The 25,678-nt window shown below is 48.1% G+C and carries 20 protein-coding genes; 6 read left to right on the forward strand and 14 right to left on the reverse strand.

From position 1 onward, the window contains the following. Positions 1-15: 15 nt before the first annotated feature. The 7 genes from B067_RS0104825 to trmJ form a co-directional block, all read right to left on the reverse strand. On the reverse strand, positions 16-1,233 hold the full coding sequence (locus B067_RS0104825; protein WP_019528932.1) for an aminotransferase class V-fold PLP-dependent enzyme: 1,218 nt from the start codon (positions 1,231-1,233) through the stop codon (positions 16-18). 13 nt (positions 1,234-1,246) lie between these two features. Then, positions 1,247-2,503, reverse strand: a complete 1,257-nt coding sequence (sufD, locus tag B067_RS0104830) for a Fe-S cluster assembly protein SufD (RefSeq protein ID WP_019528933.1) — start codon at positions 2,501-2,503, stop codon at positions 1,247-1,249. Then, the gene (sufC, locus tag B067_RS0104835) at positions 2,500-3,273 is read right to left on the reverse strand and encodes a Fe-S cluster assembly ATPase SufC (RefSeq protein WP_019528934.1); all 774 of its coding nucleotides are present in this window, start codon (positions 3,271-3,273) and stop codon (positions 2,500-2,502) included. Before sufC ends, sufD begins: the two co-directional genes overlap by 4 nt. Positions 3,274-3,302: 29 nt before the next feature. After that, a complete protein-coding gene (gene sufB / locus B067_RS0104840; protein WP_019528935.1) occupies positions 3,303-4,739 on the reverse strand; it encodes a Fe-S cluster assembly protein SufB in 1,437 nt (478 codons plus the stop codon). A gap of 16 nt (positions 4,740-4,755) precedes the next feature. Next, complete coding sequence (locus B067_RS0104845) at positions 4,756-5,937, reverse strand: aminotransferase class V-fold PLP-dependent enzyme (protein ID WP_019528936.1); 1,182 nt, start codon at positions 5,935-5,937, stop codon at positions 4,756-4,758. Next, a complete protein-coding gene (iscR, locus tag B067_RS0104850; protein ID WP_026244420.1) occupies positions 5,934-6,404 on the reverse strand; it encodes a Fe-S cluster assembly transcriptional regulator IscR in 471 nt (156 codons plus the stop codon). Before iscR ends, B067_RS0104845 begins: the two co-directional genes overlap by 4 nt. 180 nt (positions 6,405-6,584) lie before the next feature. Next, on the reverse strand, positions 6,585-7,430 hold the full coding sequence (gene trmJ, locus B067_RS0104855; RefSeq protein WP_019528938.1) for a tRNA (cytosine(32)/uridine(32)-2'-O)-methyltransferase TrmJ: 846 nt from the start codon (positions 7,428-7,430) through the stop codon (positions 6,585-6,587). Between the two features lie 169 nt (positions 7,431-7,599). Here trmJ and B067_RS0104860 point away from each other — a divergent pair, with 169 nt between their 5' ends. Continuing rightward, positions 7,600-8,406, forward strand: coding sequence for an inositol monophosphatase family protein (locus tag B067_RS0104860; protein ID WP_019528939.1), 807 nt, complete (start codon positions 7,600-7,602; stop codon positions 8,404-8,406). Between the two features lie 77 nt (positions 8,407-8,483). On the opposite strand, the gene B067_RS0104865 is transcribed toward B067_RS0104860, so the two are convergent. Continuing rightward, on the reverse strand, positions 8,484-10,799 hold the full coding sequence (locus tag B067_RS0104865; protein WP_169335544.1) for a 7TM diverse intracellular signaling domain-containing protein: 2,316 nt from the start codon (positions 10,797-10,799) through the stop codon (positions 8,484-8,486). 211 nt (positions 10,800-11,010) lie between these two features. Here B067_RS0104865 and B067_RS0104870 point away from each other — a divergent pair, with 211 nt between their 5' ends. From B067_RS0104870 to B067_RS0104880, 3 genes are all read left to right on the forward strand, one after another. After that, entirely contained in the window at positions 11,011-14,181 is a 3,171-nt protein-coding gene (locus tag B067_RS0104870) for an NAD(P)-binding protein (protein WP_019528941.1), read from the forward strand. 73 nt (positions 14,182-14,254) lie between these two features. Continuing rightward, entirely contained in the window at positions 14,255-15,085 is an 831-nt protein-coding gene (locus tag B067_RS0104875; RefSeq protein WP_026244421.1) for an ion transporter, read from the forward strand. After that, complete coding sequence (locus tag B067_RS0104880; protein ID WP_019528943.1) at positions 15,078-15,485, forward strand: secondary thiamine-phosphate synthase enzyme YjbQ; 408 nt, start codon at positions 15,078-15,080, stop codon at positions 15,483-15,485. The genes B067_RS0104875 and B067_RS0104880 overlap by 8 nt, the downstream gene beginning before the upstream one ends. A gap of 7 nt (positions 15,486-15,492) precedes the next feature. Here B067_RS0104880 and B067_RS0104885 read toward each other — a convergent pair whose 3' ends face one another. From B067_RS0104885 to B067_RS0104895, 3 genes are all read right to left on the reverse strand, one after another. Further along, entirely contained in the window at positions 15,493-17,844 is a 2,352-nt protein-coding gene (locus tag B067_RS0104885) for a fatty acid cis/trans isomerase (protein ID WP_019528944.1), read from the reverse strand. Positions 17,845-17,941: 97 nt separating this feature from the next. Continuing rightward, positions 17,942-19,339 carry a Si-specific NAD(P)(+) transhydrogenase gene (gene sthA / locus B067_RS0104890; protein WP_019528945.1) on the reverse strand — a complete coding sequence of 466 codons (1,398 nt, stop codon included), beginning with the start codon at positions 19,337-19,339 and terminating at the stop codon, positions 17,942-17,944. After that, a complete protein-coding gene (locus B067_RS0104895) occupies positions 19,336-20,181 on the reverse strand; it encodes an HDOD domain-containing protein (RefSeq protein ID WP_019528946.1) in 846 nt (281 codons plus the stop codon). Before B067_RS0104895 ends, sthA begins: the two co-directional genes overlap by 4 nt. 220 nt (positions 20,182-20,401) lie before the next feature. Between B067_RS0104895 and B067_RS0104900 the strand changes: the two genes are divergently transcribed. Both B067_RS0104900 and B067_RS0104905 read left to right on the forward strand, forming a co-directional pair. After that, entirely contained in the window at positions 20,402-21,148 is a 747-nt protein-coding gene (locus B067_RS0104900) for a flagellar brake protein (protein WP_019528947.1), read from the forward strand. Further along, positions 21,138-22,199 (forward strand): polysaccharide deacetylase family protein, encoded by a 1,062-nt coding sequence (locus tag B067_RS0104905; RefSeq protein ID WP_019528948.1) that lies wholly within the window; start codon positions 21,138-21,140, stop codon positions 22,197-22,199. Before B067_RS0104900 ends, B067_RS0104905 begins: the two co-directional genes overlap by 11 nt. Here the strand turns inward: B067_RS0104905 and B067_RS0104910 are convergent. The 3 genes from B067_RS0104910 to recQ all read right to left on the reverse strand — a co-directional run bounded on the left by B067_RS0104910 (position 22,196) and on the right by recQ (position 25,606). After that, entirely contained in the window at positions 22,196-23,008 is an 813-nt protein-coding gene (locus tag B067_RS0104910) for a glucosaminidase domain-containing protein (protein WP_019528949.1), read from the reverse strand. The genes B067_RS0104905 and B067_RS0104910 overlap by 4 nt on opposite strands. A gap of 105 nt (positions 23,009-23,113) precedes the next feature. Then, complete coding sequence (locus B067_RS0104915) at positions 23,114-23,785, reverse strand: M48 family metallopeptidase (protein ID WP_019528950.1); 672 nt, start codon at positions 23,783-23,785, stop codon at positions 23,114-23,116. Between the two features lie 3 nt (positions 23,786-23,788). Then, entirely contained in the window at positions 23,789-25,606 is a 1,818-nt protein-coding gene (recQ, locus tag B067_RS0104920; protein WP_019528951.1) for a DNA helicase RecQ, read from the reverse strand. Between the last annotated feature and the right edge of the window lie 72 nt (positions 25,607-25,678).

The following is a 25,678-nucleotide window of genomic DNA, read 5'->3' on the forward strand; positions in this document are numbered from 1 at the left end:
CTCCACTACGCCTATTTAGGCGAGCATCATTTTAACTTTTTTAAGGCCGTCAAAGAGTGCATCCACCTCGGCCAAGGTGTTATAAATTGAAAACGAGGCTCTAGCCGTACCCGGCACACCTAAGCGCGCCATTAAGGGTTCGGCACAGTGATGGCCGGTGCGTATCGCTATGCCCTGCCTATCCAGCAAAAAGCCTATGTCGGCGGGGTGACCTTGCTCCATCACAAAACTGAGTACACCCATTTTTTGCGGGGCACTACCCACTATGCGTAAACCCTCAAAGGCCTGAGCCTGCTCGGTGGCACTAGCTAGCACAGCCGCCTCATGAGCCGCAACAGCAGCCATATCCAAGGCCATAAACCAGCGCACCGCCTCGCCTGTGGCAATCACACCCGCGATATTTGGGGTGCCGGCTTCCAGCCTATACGGCAAGGTATTCCAAGTAGCTTCTTGGTAGCTGACCGATGCGATCATCTCGCCACCGACCTGCCATACCGGCCACTCTGCCAATAAAGCTTGCTTGCCCCACAGCACACCTACACCGGTGGGGCCAAATAATTTATGGGCCGAGAAGGCATAAAAATCGCAACCCAGCGCCTGCACATCAACCGGGCCGTGGGCTATGCCTTGGGCGCCATCTACCAATACCAGCGCGTTGACCGCCTTAGCCTTGGCAATTAATTCTTTAATAGGATTGAGCGTACCCAGCGCATTAGACACCTGCGGAAAAGCCACAAACTTGGTGTTAGCGTTGAGCAACTGCTGGTAAGCATCCAACTGTAATTCGCCAGCATCATTGATAGGCGCAATCTTTAAACTGGCACCCGAACGCTTACAGGCCTGCTGCCAGGTAATGAGATTGGCATGGTGCTCCATCTCGGTTACCAGCACTTCATCACCGGGCTTGAGCATTTGCCCCAAGCCATTGGCCACTAAGTTGATGGCCTCGGTAGTGCCACCCGTCCAGATAATTTCTTCGCGCGCTTCAGCCTGTAAAAACTCAGCAACCGTATCACGTGCACCTTCGTATAAACGGGTAGCCTCATCCGCCAAGCGGTGAGCACCCCGGTGTACATTCGAATTGCTGTTGCTGTAATAATTGACGATGGCGTCTATCACGCATTGGGGTTTTTGCGTGGTGGCGGCATTATCTAAATACACCAGCGGCTGGCCGTCTATTTGTCGCGACAGAATAGGAAACTGGGCGCGTATAGCATTTACATCAAAACTCATCATCGCGACCTGTTTATTTCACATCCATTTTTGCAAAGCGGGCACGCAATTGTGGGCGCAACCACTCCGCCAATGCCAAGTTAGGCATTTGATCAACCAACTCATTAATAAAACCAAAGTTGAGCATTACCTGCGCCTGCGCACGGCTTAGGCCGCGGGACTGCATATAGTACAAGGATGTTTTATCAATTTGGGCGATGGTGGCACCGTGGGCGCAACGCACATCGTCGGCATAAATTTCCAACTCGGGCTTGGTGTTAATCACTGCCTTGTTAGACATTAATAAATTGCGATTATTCAATTCAGCCAACGTTTTTTGCGCATCGCGGTGTATATGTATGCGGCCATTAAACACGGCTGTTGCTCTATCAGCTACGATACCGCGTACATTCTCTTCGGTAGTACCGTGGGGCTGAGCATGCTCTATGGTGCTGTGCAGATCGAATAGCTCTTCGCCATCCAATAGGTAAATAGCATTAAGCTTGGCAAAGGCGTGCTCGCCGCCGTGAGTCACATCCACATCTATGCGCGACAAGCTGCTACCAAAACCCACCATACTGCTATTAAGCTGTGAGCGGTTAGCCAAGTTAAAGTGACTGCCCCCCACGCTCATGGATTTATCGCCCTGCAGCGCAAAACGGTAATGCTCCAAGCTAGCATCGTCAGCTATATCGTATTCGGCAAAGCAGGTATTAAAACTGTAAGCATCACCCAAAGTTTGTTCTATCACAGTGAGTGAGGCCTGCTCGGCCACGCGCACTAATACGCGGTTATGGGCTTCGGCATTTTCAGTCAACTGATTCACTATGCGTATAGGCGTAGCAATCTTAGCATTCGCCGCCACATCGATAATGGCGCCCTCGGTAGCCAAGGCATCATTTACCAAACCAAATAAATGGCGACTGGGTTTAATGGCGGCAAAAGAAGCCAAGGCCCAAGCTTTATCAGCCTCGCTCACCTCAGATAGCTGCGTTATAGATAAACCCTGCGGTAAATCTTGGCTGGATTGCGCGGCATCAAAACAGCCGTTTACAAACACCAAATCTATAGACTGTAAACCGGGGATAGCCGCAACTGGCGCATCGGCTGCCAACGCACCAGTAAACTGGGCATTTTCCACCGCGCGTAAGGGCGTATATTTCCACGCCTCGGTTTTACGGGTAGGCCATTTGGCATCGCGCAATAAGGCTAGCGATTGCTCACGCTTAGGACTAAGCCAGTCATTAACAGACTGGGCGCGGCTCAATACTGTGGTTAACCATTCACTCATGCTTGCGAACCTTCAGTATCGGTTTCTGGCTGTTTATTTAACCAAGCGTAACCCTGCTCTTCCAATTCCAGAGCTAATGAAGCGTCACCGCTTTTAACAATTTTGCCGTCAGATAATACGTGTACAAAATCAGGCTTAATAAAATCCAACAAGCGCTGGTAATGCGTTACCACGATAAAACCGCGATCAGGTGAGCGTAGGCTATTAACCCCTTTGGCTACTACCTGTAGTGCGTCTATATCCAAACCTGAGTCTGACTCATCCAAAATACATAACTTGGGTTGCAGCAATAACATTTGTAGAATTTCGTTGCGTTTTTTCTCGCCGCCGGAAAAACCTTCGTTAACGCCGCGTTTTAAAAACGCTACAGGCAAGTCAACCTGTTTGCTGGCCTCTCTGGCCAGTTTTAAAAACTCGGCCGAACTTAAGGCCTCTTCGCCGCGCGCTTCGCGCTGGGCATCAACCGCAGCTTTTAAAAACTCTAAATTGCTAACACCAGGAATTTCTACCGGATACTGAAAAGCTAAAAACAAACCAGCTTTGGCTCTATCCTCTATATCCAATGTCAATAAATCTTCACCGTGCAGGCTGGCACTACCCTCTTGCACGCTGTAACCGTCGCGGCCTGTTAACACATAACCCAAGGTGCTTTTGCCGGCGCCGTTAGGCCCCATAATGGCATGTACTTCACCCGGCTTAACTTCCAGGCTTAGGCCTTTAAGGATTTGTTTTTCGTCAACACTGGCGTGTAAATTTTTAATTGATAACATGTCTATTCCTAAATCGTGTAATAGGCGGCTTAACCCACCGAACCTTCAAGGCTAATCTCTAATAACTTGCCCGCTTCTACAGCGAACTCCATAGGCAATTCTTTAAATACTTCTTTGCAAAAACCATTCACTATCATGGACACGGCTTTCTCAGGATCTAGGCCACGCTGCTGACATAAAAACATTTGGTCATCACTTACTTTCGAGGTGGTGGCTTCATGTTCGACTATGGCAGTAGGGTTACGGCTTTCTACATAGGGGAACGTATGGGCGCCACACTTATCGCCAATTAGTAGCGAATCACACTGAGTAAAGTTACGCGCCCCTTCGGCACCGGGGTTCATGCGCACCAAACCGCGGTAGCTATTATTGCTACGCCCTGCCGAAATCCCTTTGGAGATAATGGTGGACTTGGTGTTTTTACCCAGGTGTATCATTTTAGTGCCGGTATCGGCTTGCTGCATGCCGCGAGTTAGCGCCACTGAGTAAAACTCACCAACACTGTTATCGCCGCGCAAAATACAGCTAGGGTATTTCCAAGTAACCGCTGAACCGGTTTCTACTTGCGTCCAAGAAATTTTGGCATTCTTGTGGCAAACACCGCGCTTGGTTACAAAGTTGTAAATACCGCCCTTGCCGTTTTCATCACCGGGGTACCAGTTTTGTACGGTAGAGTATTTAATTTCGGCATCATCCATACACACCAACTCGACTACCGCGGCATGCAATTGATTTTCATCACGCTGCGGTGCGGTACAACCTTCTAGGTAGCTAACATGGCTGCCTTCATCGGCAATTATCAAGGTTCGTTCAAACTGACCGGTGTTCATTTCGTTGATGCGGAAGTAGGTAGATAACTCCATAGGGCAGCGGGTGCCTTTGGGTATATACACGAAAGAACCATCGGTGAATACGGCGCAATTTAAGGCGGCAAAATAATTATCTTTTTGCGGCACTACAGAGCCTAAATATTTTTTAACTAATTCGGGGTAGTCTTGAATCGCCTCAGAGATAGGGCAAAAGATCACGCCGGACTCAGCCAGTTTTTCACGGAAGGTGGTAATAACCGACACCGAATCGTAAACCACATCCACCGCCACACCCGCCAGCATTTGCTGTTCGATCAAGGGGATGCCTAATTTTTCATAGGTGGCCAACAACTCGGGGTCTACCTCGTCTAGCGACTTAGGCCTATCCGCCAAGCTTTTCGGCGCTGAGTAATAGGAGATGGACTGAAAATCAATCTTGGAAAATTGCACATGGGCCCAATCGGGCTCTTCCATCTCTAACCAGCTGGCATAGGCTTTTAAACGCCACTCCAACATCCACTCAGGCTCGTTTTTCATCGCCGATATGCGACGAATCACATCTTCGTTTAAACCCGGCTCGAAAGTTTCTGACTCTATGTCGGAAACAAAACCGGCTTCGTATTCGCGCGCTAACGCATTGTTGATTTCTTGTGTCATAACATTCTCTACCGCTCTAGGCCGCTAGTAAGCTGCCAACCACTTGCCGGATATGGGCAATGGCTCGCTCTATATCGTCGCTGCGGGTGTAACGCCCCACCGACAAACGCAATGAGCTGTGCGCATCTTCAGCACTCAAACCCATTGCGGATAATACATAAGAAGGCTCCATAGAGGCCGACGTACAGGCCGACCCCGAGGACACCGCTAATTCACGCAGGGATAGCAATAAGGTTTCACCATCCATGCCTGCAAAACAAATATTTAAATGGCCAGGGCTAACCTGCTCTGCACTGCCATTACGACGTACGCCGGGCAAATCACTAATACCCTGCCACAACTGGTCGCGCAGTGCGGCCAGATTTTGCTGATCTTCACCCAAGCGTTGCTTAGCAATTTTTGCCGCCTCGCCCATGCCTACTAATTGATGCGTGGCCAAGGTGCCTGAGCGCATGCCGCGCTCGTGGCCGCCACCGTGAATAATGGGAGCGATTGCGCCCTGCTGTAGCGCGCGCTTAACATATAAAGCACCCACGCCCTTGGGGCCGTAAAACTTGTGCGCCGACAAACTCAATAAATCGGCACCCAGGGCCTCAATATTAATATCTAATTTACCCGCCGATTGCGCGGCATCAACATGTAATAACACCTCCGCCGCTCTACAAACTTCGGCTATCTCGGCGATGGGGTTAATCACCCCGGTTTCGTTATTGACATGCATTAGACTGACTAAGCGGGTATCGGCCCGTAACGCCTGTTGTACTTGCTGCGGCTCTATATAACCCTCGGCATTGGGGCTTAACCAGGTAACTGTTACGCCTTTGCCCTCTAACCATTTAACCGGGTCTATCACCGCCTTGTGCTCTATTAGCGAGGTAATGATATGGCCGCTGTATAATCCCGCCTCGGCTGCGACCTCACTATTCCCTTCAAACAAGCCTTTAATCGCTAAGTTATTGGATTCGGTAGCGCCGCTGGTCCAGACAATTTCTCTCGCGTCCACCGCCAATAAATCTGCGACATTACGCCTGGCGATTTCTACCTGCTCTTCTGCCTTCCAGCCATAGATATGTGAGCGCGAGGCTGGGTTGGCAAATACGCCATCCATAGTCAGGCAGTGGCTCATGGCCGCAGCCACCTGCTCATCCACTGGTGAGCTGGCTGCATAATCTAGGTATATAGGCAGCTTCATACTCATACGGCACTGGCTTCAATTAACTTTAGGGTTGCCAGATTATCTTGGCGCTTAGCGACAGCCACTACATCTTGCTTGGCCACCAAGTCTGCCAAGCTAATACCACTTAAAAACTGATGTATTTGTGTACTGAGGTCACACCATAAGTGATGGGTAAGGCAAATTTGACCATCCTGGCAGTTGCCTTCGCCGCCACAGCTGGTGGCATCTATAGATTCGTTAACGGCGTCGATAATTTGCGCCACCACGATTTGATGGGTTTCGGCAGCTAAGCGATAACCGCCGCCGGGGCCGCGCACACTTTGCACTAATTCATTGCGGCGCAACTTGGCAAACAGCTGCTCTAAATAGGACAGAGATATTTCTTGCCTAGCGGAGATGTCAGCCAAGCTGACAGGCCCTTGGCCACCGTGCAAAGCAAGGTCCAGCATGGCTGTAACGGCATAACGCCCTTTGGTTGTTAATCGCATAATATGGCCCACTGACCGCGCTTAAGATTGCCGCCAGTATGCAATAACCCACTAAAACAGTCAACTATAAGACCTAGTGTTTTACTGGGTTATTAGCTATAGGAAAATATTCGGAAGAAAGGATGGACTGCGGGCTCGCACTAACGCGGGCGCGATTGTACCGCAAAGCCCCAATAAACCCTAGCTCTTGTCCTGATTTTCCGGCTCGGGACCACCCGCCTTCTCCACCCAACGCTGGGCCGAGGTTAAAACACCGCGCATCATATTCACCTCTAATTCATCCATGCGGGTGCGGGTAAACAGGCGGCGCAAGCGCGTCATTAATTGCTTGGGGGCGGAGGGCTTTAAAAAGCCCATATTGCGCAGGGTAGATTCCAGATGCACAAAGAAACGCTCCATATCCGCTGACTTTGACAAAGGCGCATCCCATTCTTTCATAGGGTCTGTCGATAACATCTCAGACTGCCGCTGCTCATCGGCTGACAAATGCGCCATGCGCATTTCATAGCTCAACACCTGCACCGCCATGGCTAAGTTCAGCGAGCTGTAGTCTTCATTGGTGGGTATATGCACGTGCAGGTTACAACACTGTAACTCATCATTGGTTAGGCCCCTATCTTCACGGCCAAACACTATCGCCACGGGATGTTGGCTAAGCTCGGGGTAAGCCTGTTCGGCACAGGTTCTGGGGTTTAGCAGCGGCCACGGTATGCGCCTACCTCTGGCGCTGGTACCTACTACTAAGCCGCAATCGGCTATAGCCTCTTCTAGCGTGCTGGTAATCACCGCATCATTTAACACATCCTGCGCACTCACCGCCCGATAATAGGCCACCTCGTCGGGGTAGTTTTTGGGCTCCACTAAATAGAGTTTTGATAAGCCCATATTTTTCATGGCGCGCGCCACAGCCCCTATATTGCCAGGGTGCGTGGTATTGACCAATACGATACGGACATTATCTAGCGGCGATGGGGTGCTGGATGGAGTGTTTGATGGCGTATCGGTCACAGGCTTACCTTTGTTCATTAAGATGAATAACAGCGGATAAATAAAACGGCGCGCAGTTTAACAGATAGCGCACACTAACACGTAGCCTATACGGCAGAAATAGGGTAATTACTTTGGCAAAGCGTCGAGCTACTCTGTTATAATCCGCCGCCTATTACCCCGCTCTTTTACATTTCAGGACAAGTCCATGCAACCGATGACCACTATCGCCCTTCGTGCCGCCCGCAAAGCAGGTGAAATTATTGCCCGCGCTTGCGAAAATATCGACACTATTGAGATTGAGTCTAAAGGCAACAACGACTTTGTTACTGAAATCGACAAGGCCGCCGAGCGTGAAATTCGTTACGGCCTAACCAAAGCCTACCCCGACCACGCCATACTGGGTGAAGAAGGCGGCCTAATCGGCAACCCTGACGCCGATTACCAATGGGTAGTAGACCCATTAGACGGCACCACCAACTTTATTCGCGGCATACCTCATTTTGCCGTATCTATAGCCTGCTTCTACAAAGGCCAAATAGAACATGCAGTAATCTTAGACCCCATACGCCGCGAAGAATTTATCGCCAGCCGTGGCCGTGGCGCGCAGCTTAACGGCCGCCGCATGCGGGTAAGCAAGCGCACCTCCTTAGAAGGCGCTTTGATCGGTACCGGCATACCCTATAAATCACGTAGTGAACAACATATACCTGAATACATGGCCAGCCTAGAAGCGGTAACCCGCCAAACTGCCGGCATACGTCGCGGTGGTGCCGCGGCGCTAGACTTAGCCTATGTGGCCGCCGGCCGCTTGGATGGGTTTTGGGAGATAGGCCTAAACCGTTGGGATATCGCGGCAGGCATTTTACTGATTAGAGAAGCTGGTGGCCTGATCAGTGACTTTAAGGGTGGCAACGACTACCTAGACAGCGGCAATATCGTCGCCGGCAACCCTAAAACCTTTAAAGCCTTGCTGCAAACTGTACAGCCGCACTTAAAGCTAGCCGCTAAATAAGCTACACCCGCCCATGTAAGGTAGCCTGTACTACAGGCTACCTCGCCCCGCTCTAGCTACTCTATATAATCACAGCGCTAGCTGCGAAAAGGCTTACTGGAAAACAACTGCCTTTCCATTACTCGCTGTAAATCGCCACGCCTTATAGGCTTCACTAAAAAATCATTCATACCCACTTCCATACAACGGCTGCGCACAGCAGAGTCGCTATTAGCCGTGACTGCCACTATAGGCATAAAGTGATTACGGCGGCGTATCCAGCGAGTAGCGGTAATACCATCCATAACCGGCATTTGTATATCCATTAACACAATATCAAAAACACTCTCATCAATGGCTTTTAACGCCTCTTGACCAGAGTCGACTATGCTAGCCTGTGCGCCCATTAGCCCCACTAGACTTTGCAAAATCTGCGCGTTCACCACATTGTCCTCAACAATTAATACCCGCGCTTTTTCAATATTTCCTATATTAGCGGGCACGGCGGCCTGAGAAACCACTGCTACCGGCATGCTAAGGCCCACCACCGTACCCACTCCCACCTCTGACTGTATCTTCAAATCAGCACCTAACACGGTGGATAAGCGGTAACATACGGTTAAACCTATACCTAAACCCTCTGAACTTCTTTCTAAGCCGCGGCTCACCTGCACAAAGTCATTAAACATAATGCGCTGCTGAGCCTGCGTCATACCGCAACCGGTGTCAGTTAACTCAATCATCAAGCTGCCATCATCGTCATCCCATTGCACATATAAAGCGATTTTGCCGTGCTCAGTATATTTACAGGCATTCTCTAGTACGGTGCGCAGCATATGTTGGAATAAATAAGCATCACTGACACAGCTAACAGGCACCGACTTATGACAACGATAAACAAACTCCACCCCTGGATTTAATAGCCCCTTGGTGTTATCACACAGGGCATCTAGCAGCGGGCGAATTTCGAAAGGGCCAGCGGTGGGCTCTAACTCATCATTATCGGTTTCAGCTAATAGCACTAGGTTATCCACCTGCATGCGCAAACGCGCTGCGCCATAGCTCATATATTCCAGCAAGTCTTTGCGCCCCCGCTCATCCTCTATTTCATCCCACTGCTCTACCGAGGAAATAATGGAATACAAAGGGGTTCTTAATTCATGGCTCACCATGCGCAAAAAATCTGATTTACGTTGGCTCTCATCCTCAGATATAGCCAATGCCTGCTGTAGTTTTATATTGGCTTCTTTTTCTTTCGCCATAGCCCAGCTTTCTGTTTCAACCATTTTGCTCAACGCTGTTTCTTTATCGGCCCTAAGTATATTAATCCTATCGGCCAAGGCTAAGGCCAGCAACAACATATCCAGAGTCTGCGCAATTAAGGTCACCACATACTGATTACTATATTGGGTACTAGAAATAAATATGGGCAAGGATGACGCCACCACACCTAAGGCCAACACCACAAACGCTAAAACAAAAAATCGGGCGGGTTTATACCCCGACAATAAACGCTTGATACCTATATAAAGCGCACCCAGCAACCATATGCTACTAGTCACACCATAGAGCAGCATATATTCTCCCATAGAGAACAAGGGCATAGCGGCCGCCATTGCCAAGGTCAATAAAACAAAGCCATAGCAATACTTTACAAAGCGCGGATTACTGCTGGATAAATTTAAAAAGTGAATGATATAAAGCGTATTACAGCTTACTGTTAAAAAGAAAGGCGTGATTAAAAACCAGTAACTTTTCCAGGCAAACCAATCCGACAAGGCATTAAAGGCCGCCAACCATGAGACTAGGCTCAGCAGCAAGTAGGCCGAGTAGTACAGATTACTTCTATCCCTAACCCAAATACCGAGAAACAGGTTGTAACAAGCTAATATCAATATCGCGCCAAAGCAGGCAAAAACAATAAAGTTTTTTACTGCGAACTGATGATAAAACTGGCTGTAGGATTTTATTTCTACCTTGGGTGTATAGGTGTAATAACGACTTTCCATATACACCAGCACTTCAAAAACCTGCCCTGGCTGCACGTTAAAGTCTATGGCGTAACTCAGCCCGTGCTTGAAGTCATGTAAATAGCCGCTGCTATACTGGTTCACTTGGCCGTTTTGATAAACATACACCCGCAGGCTATCGATAATAGAATTGGAGGGGTCTATCACCCAGTGATTGAACTGGCTTTCATTAATAAACTTTTTATAAAACCAATAGCCACCACCATTAACGGTATCTATAGCCGTGGCTGGTTTTAACTGCTTAACAAACTCTGCCGGTTGCGCCGGCGCAGAACTAACAGCACTGCTTAGCGCCGCAGGGGTAGCGCTATAAAAAGTCTCTGACCCCATTAGGGAGACCACAGCATCATCCTGTAATACTTCCGCGCTTTCGGCCCACGTCATAGAGGCCAGCAACAAACCACAACAGATAATGAATCTATATAGCATCCCAACCCCAAATGTATAATTTTTATCTTTAGGCCAACAGTATATGCCAGCTAGCGATTAAGGCCAATGCAACTACCCCTAACTGGCAAAGCCTTAGATACGCGCCTAATCTATATAGCGCAGCTAATAAGAATCGTTGGCATAGAGCCTCTAAGGATAACCGCTCATGGAATACTCAAACGCACCTTCTTTTATTTACCGTGGCGGCGATATGCTAGACCACCCCCCCTTTCAACAACAAAACACCAAGATGTATGGATTTTTTATTGAGGGTCAGTTGGAAGCCATACAAAAATGCATCGATAGAGATCTCAACGCCGCAGCCGCAGGCCGCTATCACTTTAAGCCCCTCTCTAATTATGTGATGCTCACCTTTGCCAATATACAAAAATGCTACTCCTCATCACCAGAGGATATTAACAAAGGCTGGGGGGTAGAAAATGATGTGTGCTTCTGGGTACCCGTGGGCAACATAGTCACCAAAAACGGCAAAGAATATTTAGATGATTTTTATTGGTACACCCCCTATATATGGGTTAACAGCCCCATCGCCATGGTTAACGGCCGCGACATCTACGGCTACCCCAAAACCATCGCCGACATCACCCTACCCCAACACCAGGCACCCGACTACTTTAGTGCCGCGGTGAACAGCTTTAAACATTACTCCCCCGAAACCCAATCTCAGTGGAACCAAGCGCTAAGCATAAAAAACCTAATGCCAGGCGAAGCGCCGGTAGAACAATGGGATGACTTCGTCGATGCCATTAAAGGAATTTTTGAGCTAGCTGATGGTGCTCATTTATACCGCCCAGACATTAACGGCTTTAAAGAAATCCTTAGCGACCTCACTCAACCCAAGCTGGCGCAAATATTCCTCAGGCAATTACCTAACGGCGATGGCCAAAAAGCCGCTTATCAAGCCATAGTTGAAGCCCCCGCCATCATCAACAGCTTTACCGCAGGCGGCCTACTGCTGGGCGACTATGAAGTGACTATTGAACAAGTAGACAGCCTACCCATTGCTCAGGATCTGGGGGTAAAAATAGGTGCGCAAAGCTCGGTGTTTAATTTCTGGATGGACTTTGGCTTTACCGTACCCGCCGCTGAAACCTTGGTGAATAACAGCCATATAGCCGCCAAACAAAAAATCGCCATCTTAGGCGGCGGCGTAGCCTCTTGCACCGCTGCCATGGCACTGACCAACCAACCCGGCTGGCAAGATAAATACGATATCACCTTATACCAAAAAGGCTGGCGCATAGGCGGCAAAGGCGCCAGCGGCCGCAACAGCGCCATGGGTGAACGCATAGAGGAGCACGGCCTGCATATATGGTTTGGTTTTTATAGAAACGCCTTTGAATATATACAGCAGGCCTACACCGTACTCAATCGCCCCGAAGGTAGCACCCTGCGCACTTGGCAAGATGCCTTTAAGCCCCACAACTACGTGGTGAATATGGAGCACTTTAATAATGAATGGACACCCTGGTGTTTGGACTTCCCCACCACTGGCGGCAACCCAGGGATAGGCACCGAGTCGGTCAGCGCATGGAAATTAATCCGTACCATTTATGCCTATATACACGAATGGCTAGGCGATATACGCCAGGAAATAAAACGAGTAGAGAGCGTAGAAAAAGCCCGCAATAAACAAACCCCGAAATCCTTAAAAGCTAGGCTGTTATCACTGGACGACTGGATAATCGATGAAATCAAAGAGGCTCATGATGATATAGAGAGCGTAGTCAGCGGCCTGCATAATTTTATCGAATCCCTACCGGACGAAATTTCGGCACAAAAAATATCTGAGCGCTCACTACTCAAACATATATTGGAGGAAATTAAAGAATGGCTGGAAGAGGAAGCTAGCGAATACCTCAACGACAACGCCACTATACGCCATCTATTTATAGGCATAGATCTGGGCATTACCGTAGTCGCTGGCATGATACGCGACGATATTATTCACGACGGTTACGATGTTATTAACCACCTGGATTTTCGCGAGTGGTTGCGACGCAACGGCGCCAATGAAACCTACACCGTGCAATCCACCACCGTGCGCGCGCTCTATGATTTAATCTTCGCCTTTGAAGATGGCGATATTAATCAAGCCAATGTCGAAGCCGGCACCATGCTTAGAGGTATGCTACGCATAGGCCTGTGCTACAACGGCAGTATTATGTGGAAGATGCAGGCCGGCATGGGCGACACCATCTTTACACCCTACTATCAATTATTAAAACAGCGTGGCGTTAAATTTAAATTTTTCCACGCAGTGGATGAGTTAATCCTAGACCCTAACGACCCCAGCACCGTGCAGCAAATACGCATCAATCGGCAAGTAGATTTAGTGGACGGCGAAGAAGGCTATCACCCCTTGGTGAATGTTAAGAGCATAGGCTGCTGGCCCAGCGCACCGCTGTACCCACAAATCGTGCCTAAGCAGGCGCAGTTGCTACAAGAAAACCAAATAGACTTAGAAAGTTTTTGGAGCGAGTGGCCCAGCGTTTATCAGCAACACTACGGCAAACCGCTGCCACAAACCATCCTAGAAAAAGGCAAAGATTTCGACTTGGTGATACACGGCATGTCCATAGGCGGCCTGCCCTATAATTGCCAGCAGCTACTGCAGCACAGCCCCGCCTTAGCCACCTGCCATCAAAAGGTTAAAACCGTGGTTACTCAAGCCTATCAACTGTGGACTAACTCCAGCCTACCCGAATTAGGTTGGCAGCATTATTCTGATACCGGAGAACAACCGGTGATGACCTCATGGACCGAACCGGTAGACACCTGGGCCGCCATGAATCAACTGCTAGATAAAGAGGATTGGAGCGACCTGCAACTAGACCCGAAAAACGTGGCCTATTATTGTGGCGTGCAAAACATTAGCGAAATACCGGCTAAAGATGATTATGATTTCCCCCAACGCTGCAAAGACAAGGTGCAGCATAATTGCCTACAACAAATCAAACACGAGCTTTATAGCCTATGGCCCAATGCTGGTACCCCCAATAGCTTCGACTGGCAGGTGCTTACCTCCCCCAATCAACTACAGGGCGAACAGCGTTTTCAAGATCAGTACTGGCGCTCTAACATCAACCCCTCAGAGCGTTACGTGCAATCGCTAGTCGATAGCAGTAAACACCGCATTAATACCAAAATCAGCGACTTTACTAATATCTACTTTACTGGTGACTGGATACAAACGGGCTTAAATGCTGGCTGTGTAGAAGCCGCCACCATGGCAGGCCTACAAACATCCAGAGCCATATGCGGCTACCCTAAAATTATTAAAGGAGAATTCGACTTCGGTGATTCAGACTTATAATCGCCATTAAATTACGCCATAATGAATGCCAAGGCCACATCCGCCCGCCTTGGCATTTATGAAGCATATAAAAATGAGCCCCCAGACCACCAAAGAAAAACTGTATAACATTATATTTGGCACCGAAACCTTAGCAGGGCGTGCATTTGATTTAGTGCTGATAGGGGTTATTTTACTTAGTGTTGTATGTGTCACATTAGACTCTGTAGACGGCTACCACCAGCAATACCCCAATCTACTGTTCACCTTAGAATGGTTTTTTACCATCCTTTTTACCCTAGAGTATCTTACTCGCTTGTATTGCTCACCCAACCCTAAAGGCTATGCCACTAGCTTTTATGGCATCGTTGATCTGCTCGCGGTTATCCCCACTTACCTGTCATTAATTTTTGCAGCATCTAACTTTTTAATTGTTGTTCGATTGCTACGCTTATTACGTATTTTTAGAATTTTAAAACTATTTAGCTATATCAATGAGGGCCATGTGCTAATGCGCTCCATCTTTATGGCCAGAAGAAAAATTTACCTATTTTTATTTTCCATCTCTATCGCCGTCACTCTCTACGGCTCGCTAATGTATGTCGTAGAAGGCCCCGAATACGGTTTTGATAATATTCCTACCAGTATTTACTGGGCCATAGTCACCGTTACCACAGTGGGTTATGGCGATATCACTCCGCATACGGTACCCGGTCAAATTATTGCCTCGCTGGCCATGTTAACTGGCTATGCCATACTCGCGGTGCCCACAGGTATATTAAGCGCTGAACTCATTAATGAAATGAAAAAAGAGCGCGCGGCCTACGCCTGCCGCAATTGCGAGCGCGCCGGCCACGAACAAGACGCCCATTTCTGCAAATTCTGCGGCACCGAATTATGGTTTACCAAAACAGAGCATGATTAAAAAATTATCGATAAAAGTTAACGGCCAAGGCTTACAGGCCTTTACTCCGCTAGTGCAGCAACAGCTCAGCCTTTGTAATATCGATGAAGGCCTGTGCACCCTCTTTATTCAACACACCTCGGCTAGTTTATTAATACAGGAAAACTACGACGCCAGTGCCCAACACGATTTGGAAAACTGGCTAAACCGACTGGTGCCAGAAAACGACTCGTTATATACCCACACCTTAGAGGGGCCAGATGATATGCCGGCCCACATAAAAGCGGCCCTTACCGCCACCAGCGTTTCAATACCTTTTATGGACGGGCAATTAGCGCTGGGCACTTGGCAGGGCATTTATTTGTGGGAACACAGGCACTACACGGGTCAGCGCCAGGTGATTATGCACATAGGCGCTTAGCACCCTGCTAGCGATTCTCTATACGGTTATAATCCAGCAAACCTGACCCTATAGGCTCTCGGCGTTGGTAATAATTATGCAACCAATCGCTATAGGGCCAAAACTGTGACGATGTTCTACGCACACCATAGCTGTCTAACATCTTGCGGTATGCTTGTTCACTATCAATAGCGGTGAACTCGGCAACAAAATCTGCTATCTGCCGCTCTGGCACTTGTACAAATATATTAGGATATGCCCCTACCACACCTTGCACCAAGGTAACGGTTTGCTCCTTAGGCATCAGCGTTGACCGTTCGCGTAATAAGGTCAGCACATTACTGCGGGCACGGTTGCTTAACAGCGTATATAACTCGTCCTCAGTGTTATCTCTTTGCACTCGAATCAATAATACTTCGGGTAAGTAGCTAATAGCAGCGCCATTAAAATTAGCCAGTCTTTGCATAGCGGCCATATAAGATGACTCAACGGCAGTATTTACTGGCCGGTTAAGCTTATCTTCTGACAATAACTTATTACCCACCCGTTGCTGTACTAGCTCAAACAACTCTGCTTTAGGGTTATCGGTTTGATAGTCTATAGCTAAATTTTCATCATTGCCGGAAGCCAAGTTATCAATAAACTGCTGCACACTCTCTTCTTCATCCCTATACCAAAAGGCCAACTCTTTTTTGGCAGCAGCTGATGGCAAAACATTTAGGAAGTTACGCTCCCCTTCCATGCGTAAAAAATCCATATACAAACGGGTGAGTAATTGGTGGCCGGTATTGCCGTAAACATCAAAGCCCGATACCAGCAAATAATGTATACGCTCTAACAAAGGGTAATCAATGAGCCAGGCAGTTTTTGGCTGCTTACCTAGCAAACCTTTTTTAACTGTAGCGCTATCAAAGTGCCTAAACACAGTTAGCGCCAGGTTGTCATTGTCGCCATCACCGTCCCAAATAAAGTTAAGGTCGAGTTTTTTACCCTTAGATAAATACAGGCTCTTTAAGCTTTCTTTTTCTTTGATATATTCGCTTTCGCTTTTGGAGTAGGCCAACCAATTTAATAACGGCAAGGTCTGGCTACTTTTTTCTGCAGGAAACCCTAACACCTCCGACTCATGTTTGAGAAATCGCTCAACATTATGCATTAGCGTTTCATCTGGCTCGACAAATAACACCCAAAAATGATCATCAATGACATTCAAGGCTATTTGGCCTCGACACACAGGCCCTTTAATAAAACCATTAATGGTAAAAGCAGCCTCTTCTAACATAAATTGATAACGTGATTTTATAGGCAACTGTTCAAAAGTAATAAAGGGATTAGCCGATTGCTTTTTATTATAGGATGGCAGCTCAGCCACTTGATAATCGGCTTTAATAAACCACTGATGCCAGCGCATCATGCGTGCTGCATCTAACCGATAAGGCATATGTTCTTTAGCGGTAATACTGCCATCAACGCGTTGCAGACGGTAGTAAAAAGGTGCTGCTCCGGGGTCGTCATAGGGACGACGTGTAGGAATAACTTGTATGGGCTCGCCGCTAGCAGTAGCAGAGCGTACTAAGCGAAAATACTCACCGGCAGGTAAGTCGGGAAAATAGAGATTAGCGATAAACAAATGCTCATAGATATAACGGGCACTTAATTTATGTTTATTGCTATCACCATTTAAAAAGCTCTCCCATAGCAGCAGTTTATTTTGATACTCGGGGCTAAGCGCTACCCTATCGCGCACCGTCGCACCCTGTTGTAACCATAATTTAAGCTTATTGAACTCCTGCGCATTTAAACCCGGTAAACCATAGGGCATACCCCATTGCGGATAATTGCGCTCAAAGCTATCGATTTCTTCTATTTTTGGGCATTGCTGATCCCGATTTAAATTAAAATCAAACTCTGCCCCCAGCTGTTTTACTTCGGGCAAGGGCCGGTGCTGCTTCATCGTTAACAGCCTATACATTAGGCTGCCATCTAGGTTGTTTTGTGGCGATTGCTCACGCTCATTCAGCACGGGGTAAAAGCCTTTGTCACGCCATTGCCGGGTATTATCGGCATCGATAAATAAACGGCTAAGATTACTGGACAAGATACGCCTACCATCGTAGACCTTATCTTTCGTCGCGCCCCTATCTATGCCTTCGAAGCTGGATAACTTTAATTGGCAGGGAGCATCGTAGCAGCCGTGACACACTACACAGCGATTATCGAGTATAGATTTCACATCGCGCCTATACTCTAGGCTAGCAGGCTCACTAACCACTCTGTCTCGCACTTGCGGTTCGCCAAAGCGCTGGTCTAATTGATGGCCGGCATAGGCCACACATCCCGATAAAACCACTAGTAAAACCGCTGCGTAGCTATACTTCATACTTACCCATCACTGCCATCTATCAATTTCTATTCATAAAAAAACCAGCAAAAGTGCTGGTTTTTAGTTAAAAACGAGAACCTTTAAGCCTGTCTTGTTAGCGAGCTGACCGCTGCCCCACTATATGCAATGCAGCTACCCTATAGGCCTCTGCTAAGGTGGGGAAGTTAAAAATATTTTCTACTAAGCCATCCACTTCCATATTCGACAACAGCGCCATTTGGCCTATGTGTATAAGCTCGGTAGCACCCTCACCCACTATGGCTACACCTAAAATCTTTTTGCCTTTGGGGCAGGATATTATTTTTAACAAACCGTCCTGCACACCGGAAATTTGGCCGCGGGCTATCTCTTCAAAGCGGGCATAACCCACGATAATATCACCGTAGCCTTCGCCGGCCTGAGTCTCATTCATGCCTACCGTGGATAATTCGGGGATAGCATAGATACCTGAGGGTATCATATCAGTCATTTCACCTAGGTCTATGCCCAGTGCGCCCAAGCTGGCTCGTCTACCCTGTTCCATAGAGGCCGATGCCAAAGAAGGCGGCCCTATAACATCGCCCGCCGCATAAATATTATCAACCACGGTTTTACAATGCTTATCAACCGGGATAATACCACGCTCGCTTAAGGATAGGCCGGCATTTTCTATACACAGGCCCTCAACGTTAGCTACCCTGCCCGCCGCCGATAATAGTTTTTCGCTGCGTACGATGCGCCCGCCTTCTAATTCGGTAATAACCTGAGAAACACCGTCCCAATAAACCCGCTGCACATTTACATTGGGTATAAATTGCGCGCCACTGGCTTCAAAAGCATGTACGAAGCGGTCGGTTAAATCGGCATCTAAAAACCCTAAGGGCCGGGGATAGCGATCTATCATGGTTACCCGCACGCCTAAGCTGGCAAAGATAGAGGCGTATTCACTAGCAATAACGCCGCCACCCAAGACCGTCAATGTTTGCGGTAAATACATCATAGACAGTATCGAATCACTGTCATAAATATATTCGTGATCCACTTCTATATTATCGACATGCCTGGGTATAGAACCGGTGGCTATAACAAAATAATCGGCCTTATAAATTTCAGGTTCGCCGCCGGGCACATCAACAGTGAGTGTTTTATTGTCGACAAAACTAGCTCGGCCATGCACACGGTTAATTTTATTACGGCTGATTTGTTTATGTATGTATTCGTCGTGGGCGCTAATAACCGCGTGCATATTGTCTATAAGCGCGGCCATTTCGGTATCGGGGCGCAGTGAAAATGAAAATAACTCGGCGTGGTCGCGTAAATGAGCAATGCGCAGCGCATTTTCCCGCAGAGTTTTACTGGGTATGGTTCCTCTATGAACACAGGCTCCCCCCAAGACTTTATCGGCTTCTATCATAGCGACCCGCTTGCCAGCCTTCGCTGCTTGCACTGCCGCTTTTTGTCCGGCCGGGCCGCTGCCTATTATTATAATGTCGTACTGGTTTTCGCTACTCACAGTTTTAAAGCCTCTATGGTTTCATTGATATCATCCAGTTTTTCCAATAATTGCGCTACATCACTGGCATATAAATTCATCGCAACCACATGCGTATGGCTGGCTAAAGCCTGCACATCACAGTCGCCGTCGACTATGACCGCTTGGGTAAACACTCTGGCAGCTCTGATAGCATCAATAACATCCTGCGACCGTGATTGAGCCTCACTGCTATCTATATTTGCCATGGTTTCTGCCACCGCTGCCGGCAGCTGCCAGCGTTCGGCCAGTAGTAAACCTACCTGCTGTTGATAACGGTCAATTAATCGCTGGGCAGTATCGACATCCAGCTCTAGCTTTAACTCTTGTGCGCACTCCAGAGCCGACTGTAATACCGTGGGACGGCCTATCTGAAACAATAAGCCCGATAAAAAGGTAGACTCAACATTTTTACGGGCTTTGCGCGCTATCTCCTTGGCCCATACCGCAACCGACAGTGAAGCCACCCACAAGTCTTTGATCAACTGCTCAAAACCGGGGGCCACAAACAGTTTCGGGCCCAACGTCGCCGCCATCGCAATTTCGGCAATATTCTGCATACCCAGTCGGGCTATAGCCTGCTGCAGGGAGGTCATTTTCGCGGCTGGGCTATAAGCCGCCGAATTGGCTATGCGCATAACATGGCCCGCCAAGGCTTGATCACTCTGTATTAAACGCGACAGTGCCGCCGCATCGGAATCAACATCGTTCACTAGGTTCAACACATTGATGGTCACCTGCGGCAACATAGGCAGGGATAAGGACTGCGCCAAGATCTTTTTCTCTAACTGTTGGCTTAAACTGTCATAAACGGCTTGTTGCATTATTATTTTCACCTGAGTAAGGGTTGATTACCGGGCCACTATCACGCAGCGCCCCAGCATTGTTATTTATTAGTATTCAACAGCTTAGATCATTTTTAAAAAATTACCGGCTAGAATATAGAAAGTTTACTTTTTATTGGCGTATTGTCACTGTCAGCATCCGCTTTTATCATACCGCTGTCTTGCTAATGACAACCCTGTTCATGCACTATGGTGCACTATGTTAAAACAACTTAAACAGCTGCTAGCTTGGCTAATAGGCCATCAACCTAACGCCAGCACCCTAAGCCATTATGCCCGCCTGCAACAGCTATGTAACAGCCACCAAGCCGTTAGCATCAAGCTCAAACTGCAGGCAGCAGATTACCAAAGCCTGATTTTACATATTGACCAAGAGCAGCATGAGCTATTAATTGATGACTTATTCCCCACCCCAGCGCAAACTTTAAAACCCGGTACCACGATACAACTTATTAGCTACAGTGTAGGCCAGCAGCTAAATTTTTATACCCGTGTTATTCAGCGCCACAATAACCGTGGCAATATTAGCTATTTACTAGAGCTGCCCAAGGAACTGGGCCATAACCACAATCGCAATAGCTACCGGGTTTACGTGGATAGTGAGCGCGACTTACGGATACGCTTAAACGATGTCGAACCGGCAATGCAGTCAGTGCGCATATCTAACATCTCAAACAAAGGTATTAAGCTGTACTTCAGTGACAATGTACAAACACTATTAAGCAATATTCGCTACTTAGATGACGTTGTTATTATCTTACCCAGCGGCTATAGCATCGATTGCCGTATTCGTATCATTAACAACTACCTAATACAGGCAGGCCACCCCCACAGCGTAGTGGGAGGTGAGCTCATGATTAATAAACCCTTACACAAAAACAAACTGCAGCAATATATTGCCAGCGTACAGCGGCAACAACGCAAAAGAGAGAACCGTGACTATTAAACATTTTTTATTCAGCCTTATCGCTTTTTTTAGCCTAACGATTACTACACCTAGCTATGCGGATAACAGCAGCGCGGTTATATTGCTCTATCATCATGTAGACAGTAGCACCCCGGCCATTACCAGCGTCAGCCCCCAGCAATTTGAGCAACAATTAGATTATTTGCAAGCCAATGAATTCAGCGTATGGCCACTGCCGCTATTAATGAAACACTATATTGAAGGCCTAAACATACCCGATAAAGTACTGGCCATTACCTTTGATGATGCCTATGAGTCGGTTTATACCGAAGCCTACCCTAGGCTAAAAAAACGCGGACTGCCTTTTACTATTTTTGTCACTACCGACTCTGTCGATAAACAATTCAACAAACAATTGAGCTGGCAAAAATTATTAGAGATGAGCCGCAACGGTGCCACCATAGCCAATCACACCGTTAACCACCCCCATATGCTATACCGCTTAGCCGGTGAAGATAGCGAGCAATGGCAACAGCGCATACGCGTAGAAATCAACCAGGCACAGCAGCGTATAGAAGAACAAATAGGCAGCCGCCATACACTATTTGCCTATCCCTATGGCGAGCATAATCAAACCTTAAAACAACTGCTTAAGGACATGGGCTATAGCGCTTTTGGCCAGCAATCCGGAGCCGTAGGAAAATACACCGACCTGCAAAGCATACCCCGTTACCCCATTGCCGGTGACTACAGTAAGTTGGATGATTTTGTCGTGAAAATCCATAGCAAGGCCTTACCGGCCATAGAAATAAGTAGCAGCCCCACGCCCTTAACGGCGCAGCAAAACCAACCCAGCCTCACCCTAGCCTTTAAGCAAAAAGTGAATAACGACTTATTTCAATGCTATGGTCCAGGTGGACGACTAGAAACACTATGGCAAGGCAATACCGTAGAAGTGCGCAGTAATGTTAGCATCCCCGCCGGGCGCTCGCGTTACAACTGCACCCTGCCCGCCGGGGATAATCGTTATTATTGGTATTCAAAACCGTGGATACGCCTACAAGATGACGGCAGCTGGATATTAGATTAAGGCTGCGAGGCCACCGTCTGATCGTGCTGCTTCAAACGATTCACTCTAATCATTTGTCGCAGCTCTTTAATATATTCTTCACCGCGGGTGGAATAGCTCATTAACCCCTCGGCCAAGACGCTGCCTAATAAAGGCGCATCCTTAGCACGTAAATCTGTGCGGATCTCACGTAACTCTATATAGGCGCTATAGGCATTTAAGTTATGCATATAACTCACCACCGAATCCAGGGGCGTATCAAAGCTGGCCACCTCATAGCTTTCGCCTTCCGGCCTGCCATTGGGCACCATGCCGCAACCTTTTGAAAAGCACCACTGGCCGTATAAATTATTACCCTCTACCGCAAAGCGCGACGTGCCCCAGGCTGACTCGTTGGCTGACTGCGCCAAGGCCAAGGACGCTGGTATGGTATCCACATGAATGATTAGCTGGGCAATAATTTGCTTAGGCTTATAGCCATCGGTATCAACATTGTATTTTTTTGCCCACTTCTTTAACCATTGTTTGTCGCTGGCTAATAAGCTATTGCCCTGCTGCAAACTGCTCTGCAGCTCTAATAAGCGGTCTCGACGGCGCATTAATCTATCGTTTTCCAGCTCTATCATAGGCAACATAAAAGCAAAAAAAGCCGCTTTTTTCTTACGCACCGATTTATATTGACTAAAGTCTGGCAATACATTCACTAGTGCAGCCGCGCGTTGGTCAAATTGCTCGGTGGCATCAAAGGGTTCTGGCTCGGGAGAGTAAAAATATAAAGCCACTAATAACGCTAGCAATAGCAACGCTATAGGCAATAGCACTTTTTTCATTACATACCTAACCAACATAAAACAACCTTTCTCTATTAAGCATTTATTTACGGGTTGGGATGCTACTGAAATTGCTGCGGGGCCGCAATCTTGACTTTGCCGCCATTATTGTTGTGCTAATTGCTCTAACAAAAGCTCGCGCTGGCGCCAATCGGGGAATATAGACGCTAGATAGTGATAAAACCGGCGGCTGTGGTTCATCTCTAGCATATGGCATAACTCATGCACCACCACATAATCGATACAGGCTAGCGGGTATTTCATCAACTCTACATTAAGGGTAACCACCCCCACGCTAGAGCAGCTACCCCAGCGCCGCTTCATCACTCGAACCTTTAATTGTGGAAATTTTTTGTTTATAGGTAATTGCGGAAAATAAAACTGTAAACGCTGAACAAAAAAAGTCTTGGATTGCCCCCTATACCACTCAGTTAAGCACTTTTTAATATGCGCTTCATCCTGCGGCAGCGTGGCCGACACCTTAAACTGGCCCGCTTGCAGGCTAACGCTATTTTTACTGGCAGCGCTGATTTGCAAGGGATAGCTTTCCCCTAAGTAAGGGTGCATCGCATGGCTTTGAAAACCCGGCTTTTTAGCCAGTACCGAACGACGCTTTTGCTGTTGCTGCGATACCCAGTCACGGCGCTCGCTAACAAAACGTTCTATCTCCCGCTTGGCCAACCACTTGGGCACTCGCACTTCTACGCTGGCATCTTCCAATACATGCAGGGCCATGGTTTTGCGGCGCTGGCGTTTAATGGCGTAATCAAAAGCCACTGCTTATAGCGCCTCGGCATATTCATGTATAACAGCAATAAATTCTGCACCGTATTTTTCCAGTTTACTGTCACCGACACCGTGTATCGCTAACATGTCAGCCTGTGACATAGGCCTATACTCAATCATATCGCGCAGGGTTTTATTGCCAAACACCACATAGGGGGGCACGTTATTTTCATCAGCTAAACGCTTGCGACAATCCCGTAGTGCATTCCATAGGGCCTCATGCTCTACCGGCACATCGGTTTTAGTTTGTTGGCGTTTGCTGCTGGTAACGGTTAAATCATCTTTGCGCAGCTGCAGGCTTTGCTCGCCTTTTAAGATGGGCCGACACTGCTCAGTGAGTTGCAGAGCACTATAGCCTTCTACATCCACCCGCAATAAACCCCGTACCACTAACTGGCGTATTACCGAGCGCCACTGCGGCTCGGAAATATCCCTACCTATGCCAAAGGTGCTGAGTTGTTGATGGCCGTGCTGAGTAATTTTTTCGTTCTCTTTGCCCTGCAATACATCCAAAATATGGCCCACACCAAAACGCTGACCGGTGCGGTAAATGGTGGATAATACTTTTTGCGCGGCGACACTGGCGTCCCACGTTTCGGGGGGTATTTGGCAATTGTCGCAGTTGCCGCAACGCTCTAGCGCCTCATCATTAAAATAATTAAGTAGCACTTTGCGGCGGCAAGTGGTGACTTCGCACAGGCCTAACATGGCGTCCAACTTGTGGCGCTCTACCCGCTTAAATTGTTCCGCCCCCTGGGACTGCGCCAGCATTTGCTGCAAGCGCACCACATCTTGTAAACCGTACACCATCCAGGCTTCGGAATCATTGCCGTCGCGCCCGGCCCGGCCGGTTTCCTGATAGTAAGCCTCTATGCTTTTGGGCAAATCCAAGTGCGCCACAAAACGCACATCGGGTTTATCTATACCCATGCCAAAGGCAATCGTTGCGACGATGATGACACCGTCTTCCCGCAAAAAACGGTTTTGGTGGGTTTCACGCAACTGCGCCGGTAAACCCGCGTGATAAGGCAGCGCATTATAGCCCTGCTTGCTCAGCCACTCGGCGGTGTCTTCCACTTTACGGCGCGACAGGCAGTAAACGATGCCCGCTTCGTCTTTGCGGTTTTTTAAAAAACTTAATAGCTGTTTGCGGGCATTGGTTTTGGCGGTGATGGCATAACGTATATTGGGTCGGTCAAAGCCGCCGACGAATTGCTGCGCCTGTTGCAGCGTTAAGCGCTGAATAATTTCCTGGCGAGTACGCACGTCTGCAGTGGCAGTTAAGGCCACTCTGGGCACCTGTGGAAAATAATCGTGTAACAGGCTTAGTGATAAATAATCTGAGCGAAAATCGTGGCCCCATTGCGAAACGCAGTGGGCTTCATCTATGGCAAATAACGCCAACTGACACTGGGATAATAATTGCAGGGTGCGCTCTTGAATTAAGCGCTCGGGGGCGACGTAGAGTAAATCCAGCTGGCCATCCCTAAGCTGCTGCTCCACTTCCCGCTGCCGCTCATTGCTGAGGGTAGAGTTTAAATAGGCCGCCGAGACACCCAATTGCAACATGGCGTTAACCTGATCCTGCATTAGCGCGATTAAGGGCGAAATCACTATTCCTACACCCGGCCTGATAATAGCGGGCAGCTGGTAACATAAAGACTTGCCCGCACCGGTAGGCATCAGCACCAAGGCATCGCCACCGGCGATGACCGTTTCAATTATCGCCTGCTGATCGCATCTAAAGCTATCGTAGCCATAGAGTTGCTGTAGCAGTGCTTGTGGAGTTTGTTGCGGGGCGCTAGTTATCATCGGGCAATTATACACAGCTGATGGCTTTTCGTTGTGGTTACTGCCGGCTTTTCATTACAATAGTGGCCTTAC

The sequence above is a fragment of the Dasania marina DSM 21967 genome (assembly GCF_000373485.1).
Classification (GTDB): domain Bacteria; phylum Pseudomonadota; class Gammaproteobacteria; order Pseudomonadales; family Dasaniaceae; genus Dasania; species Dasania marina.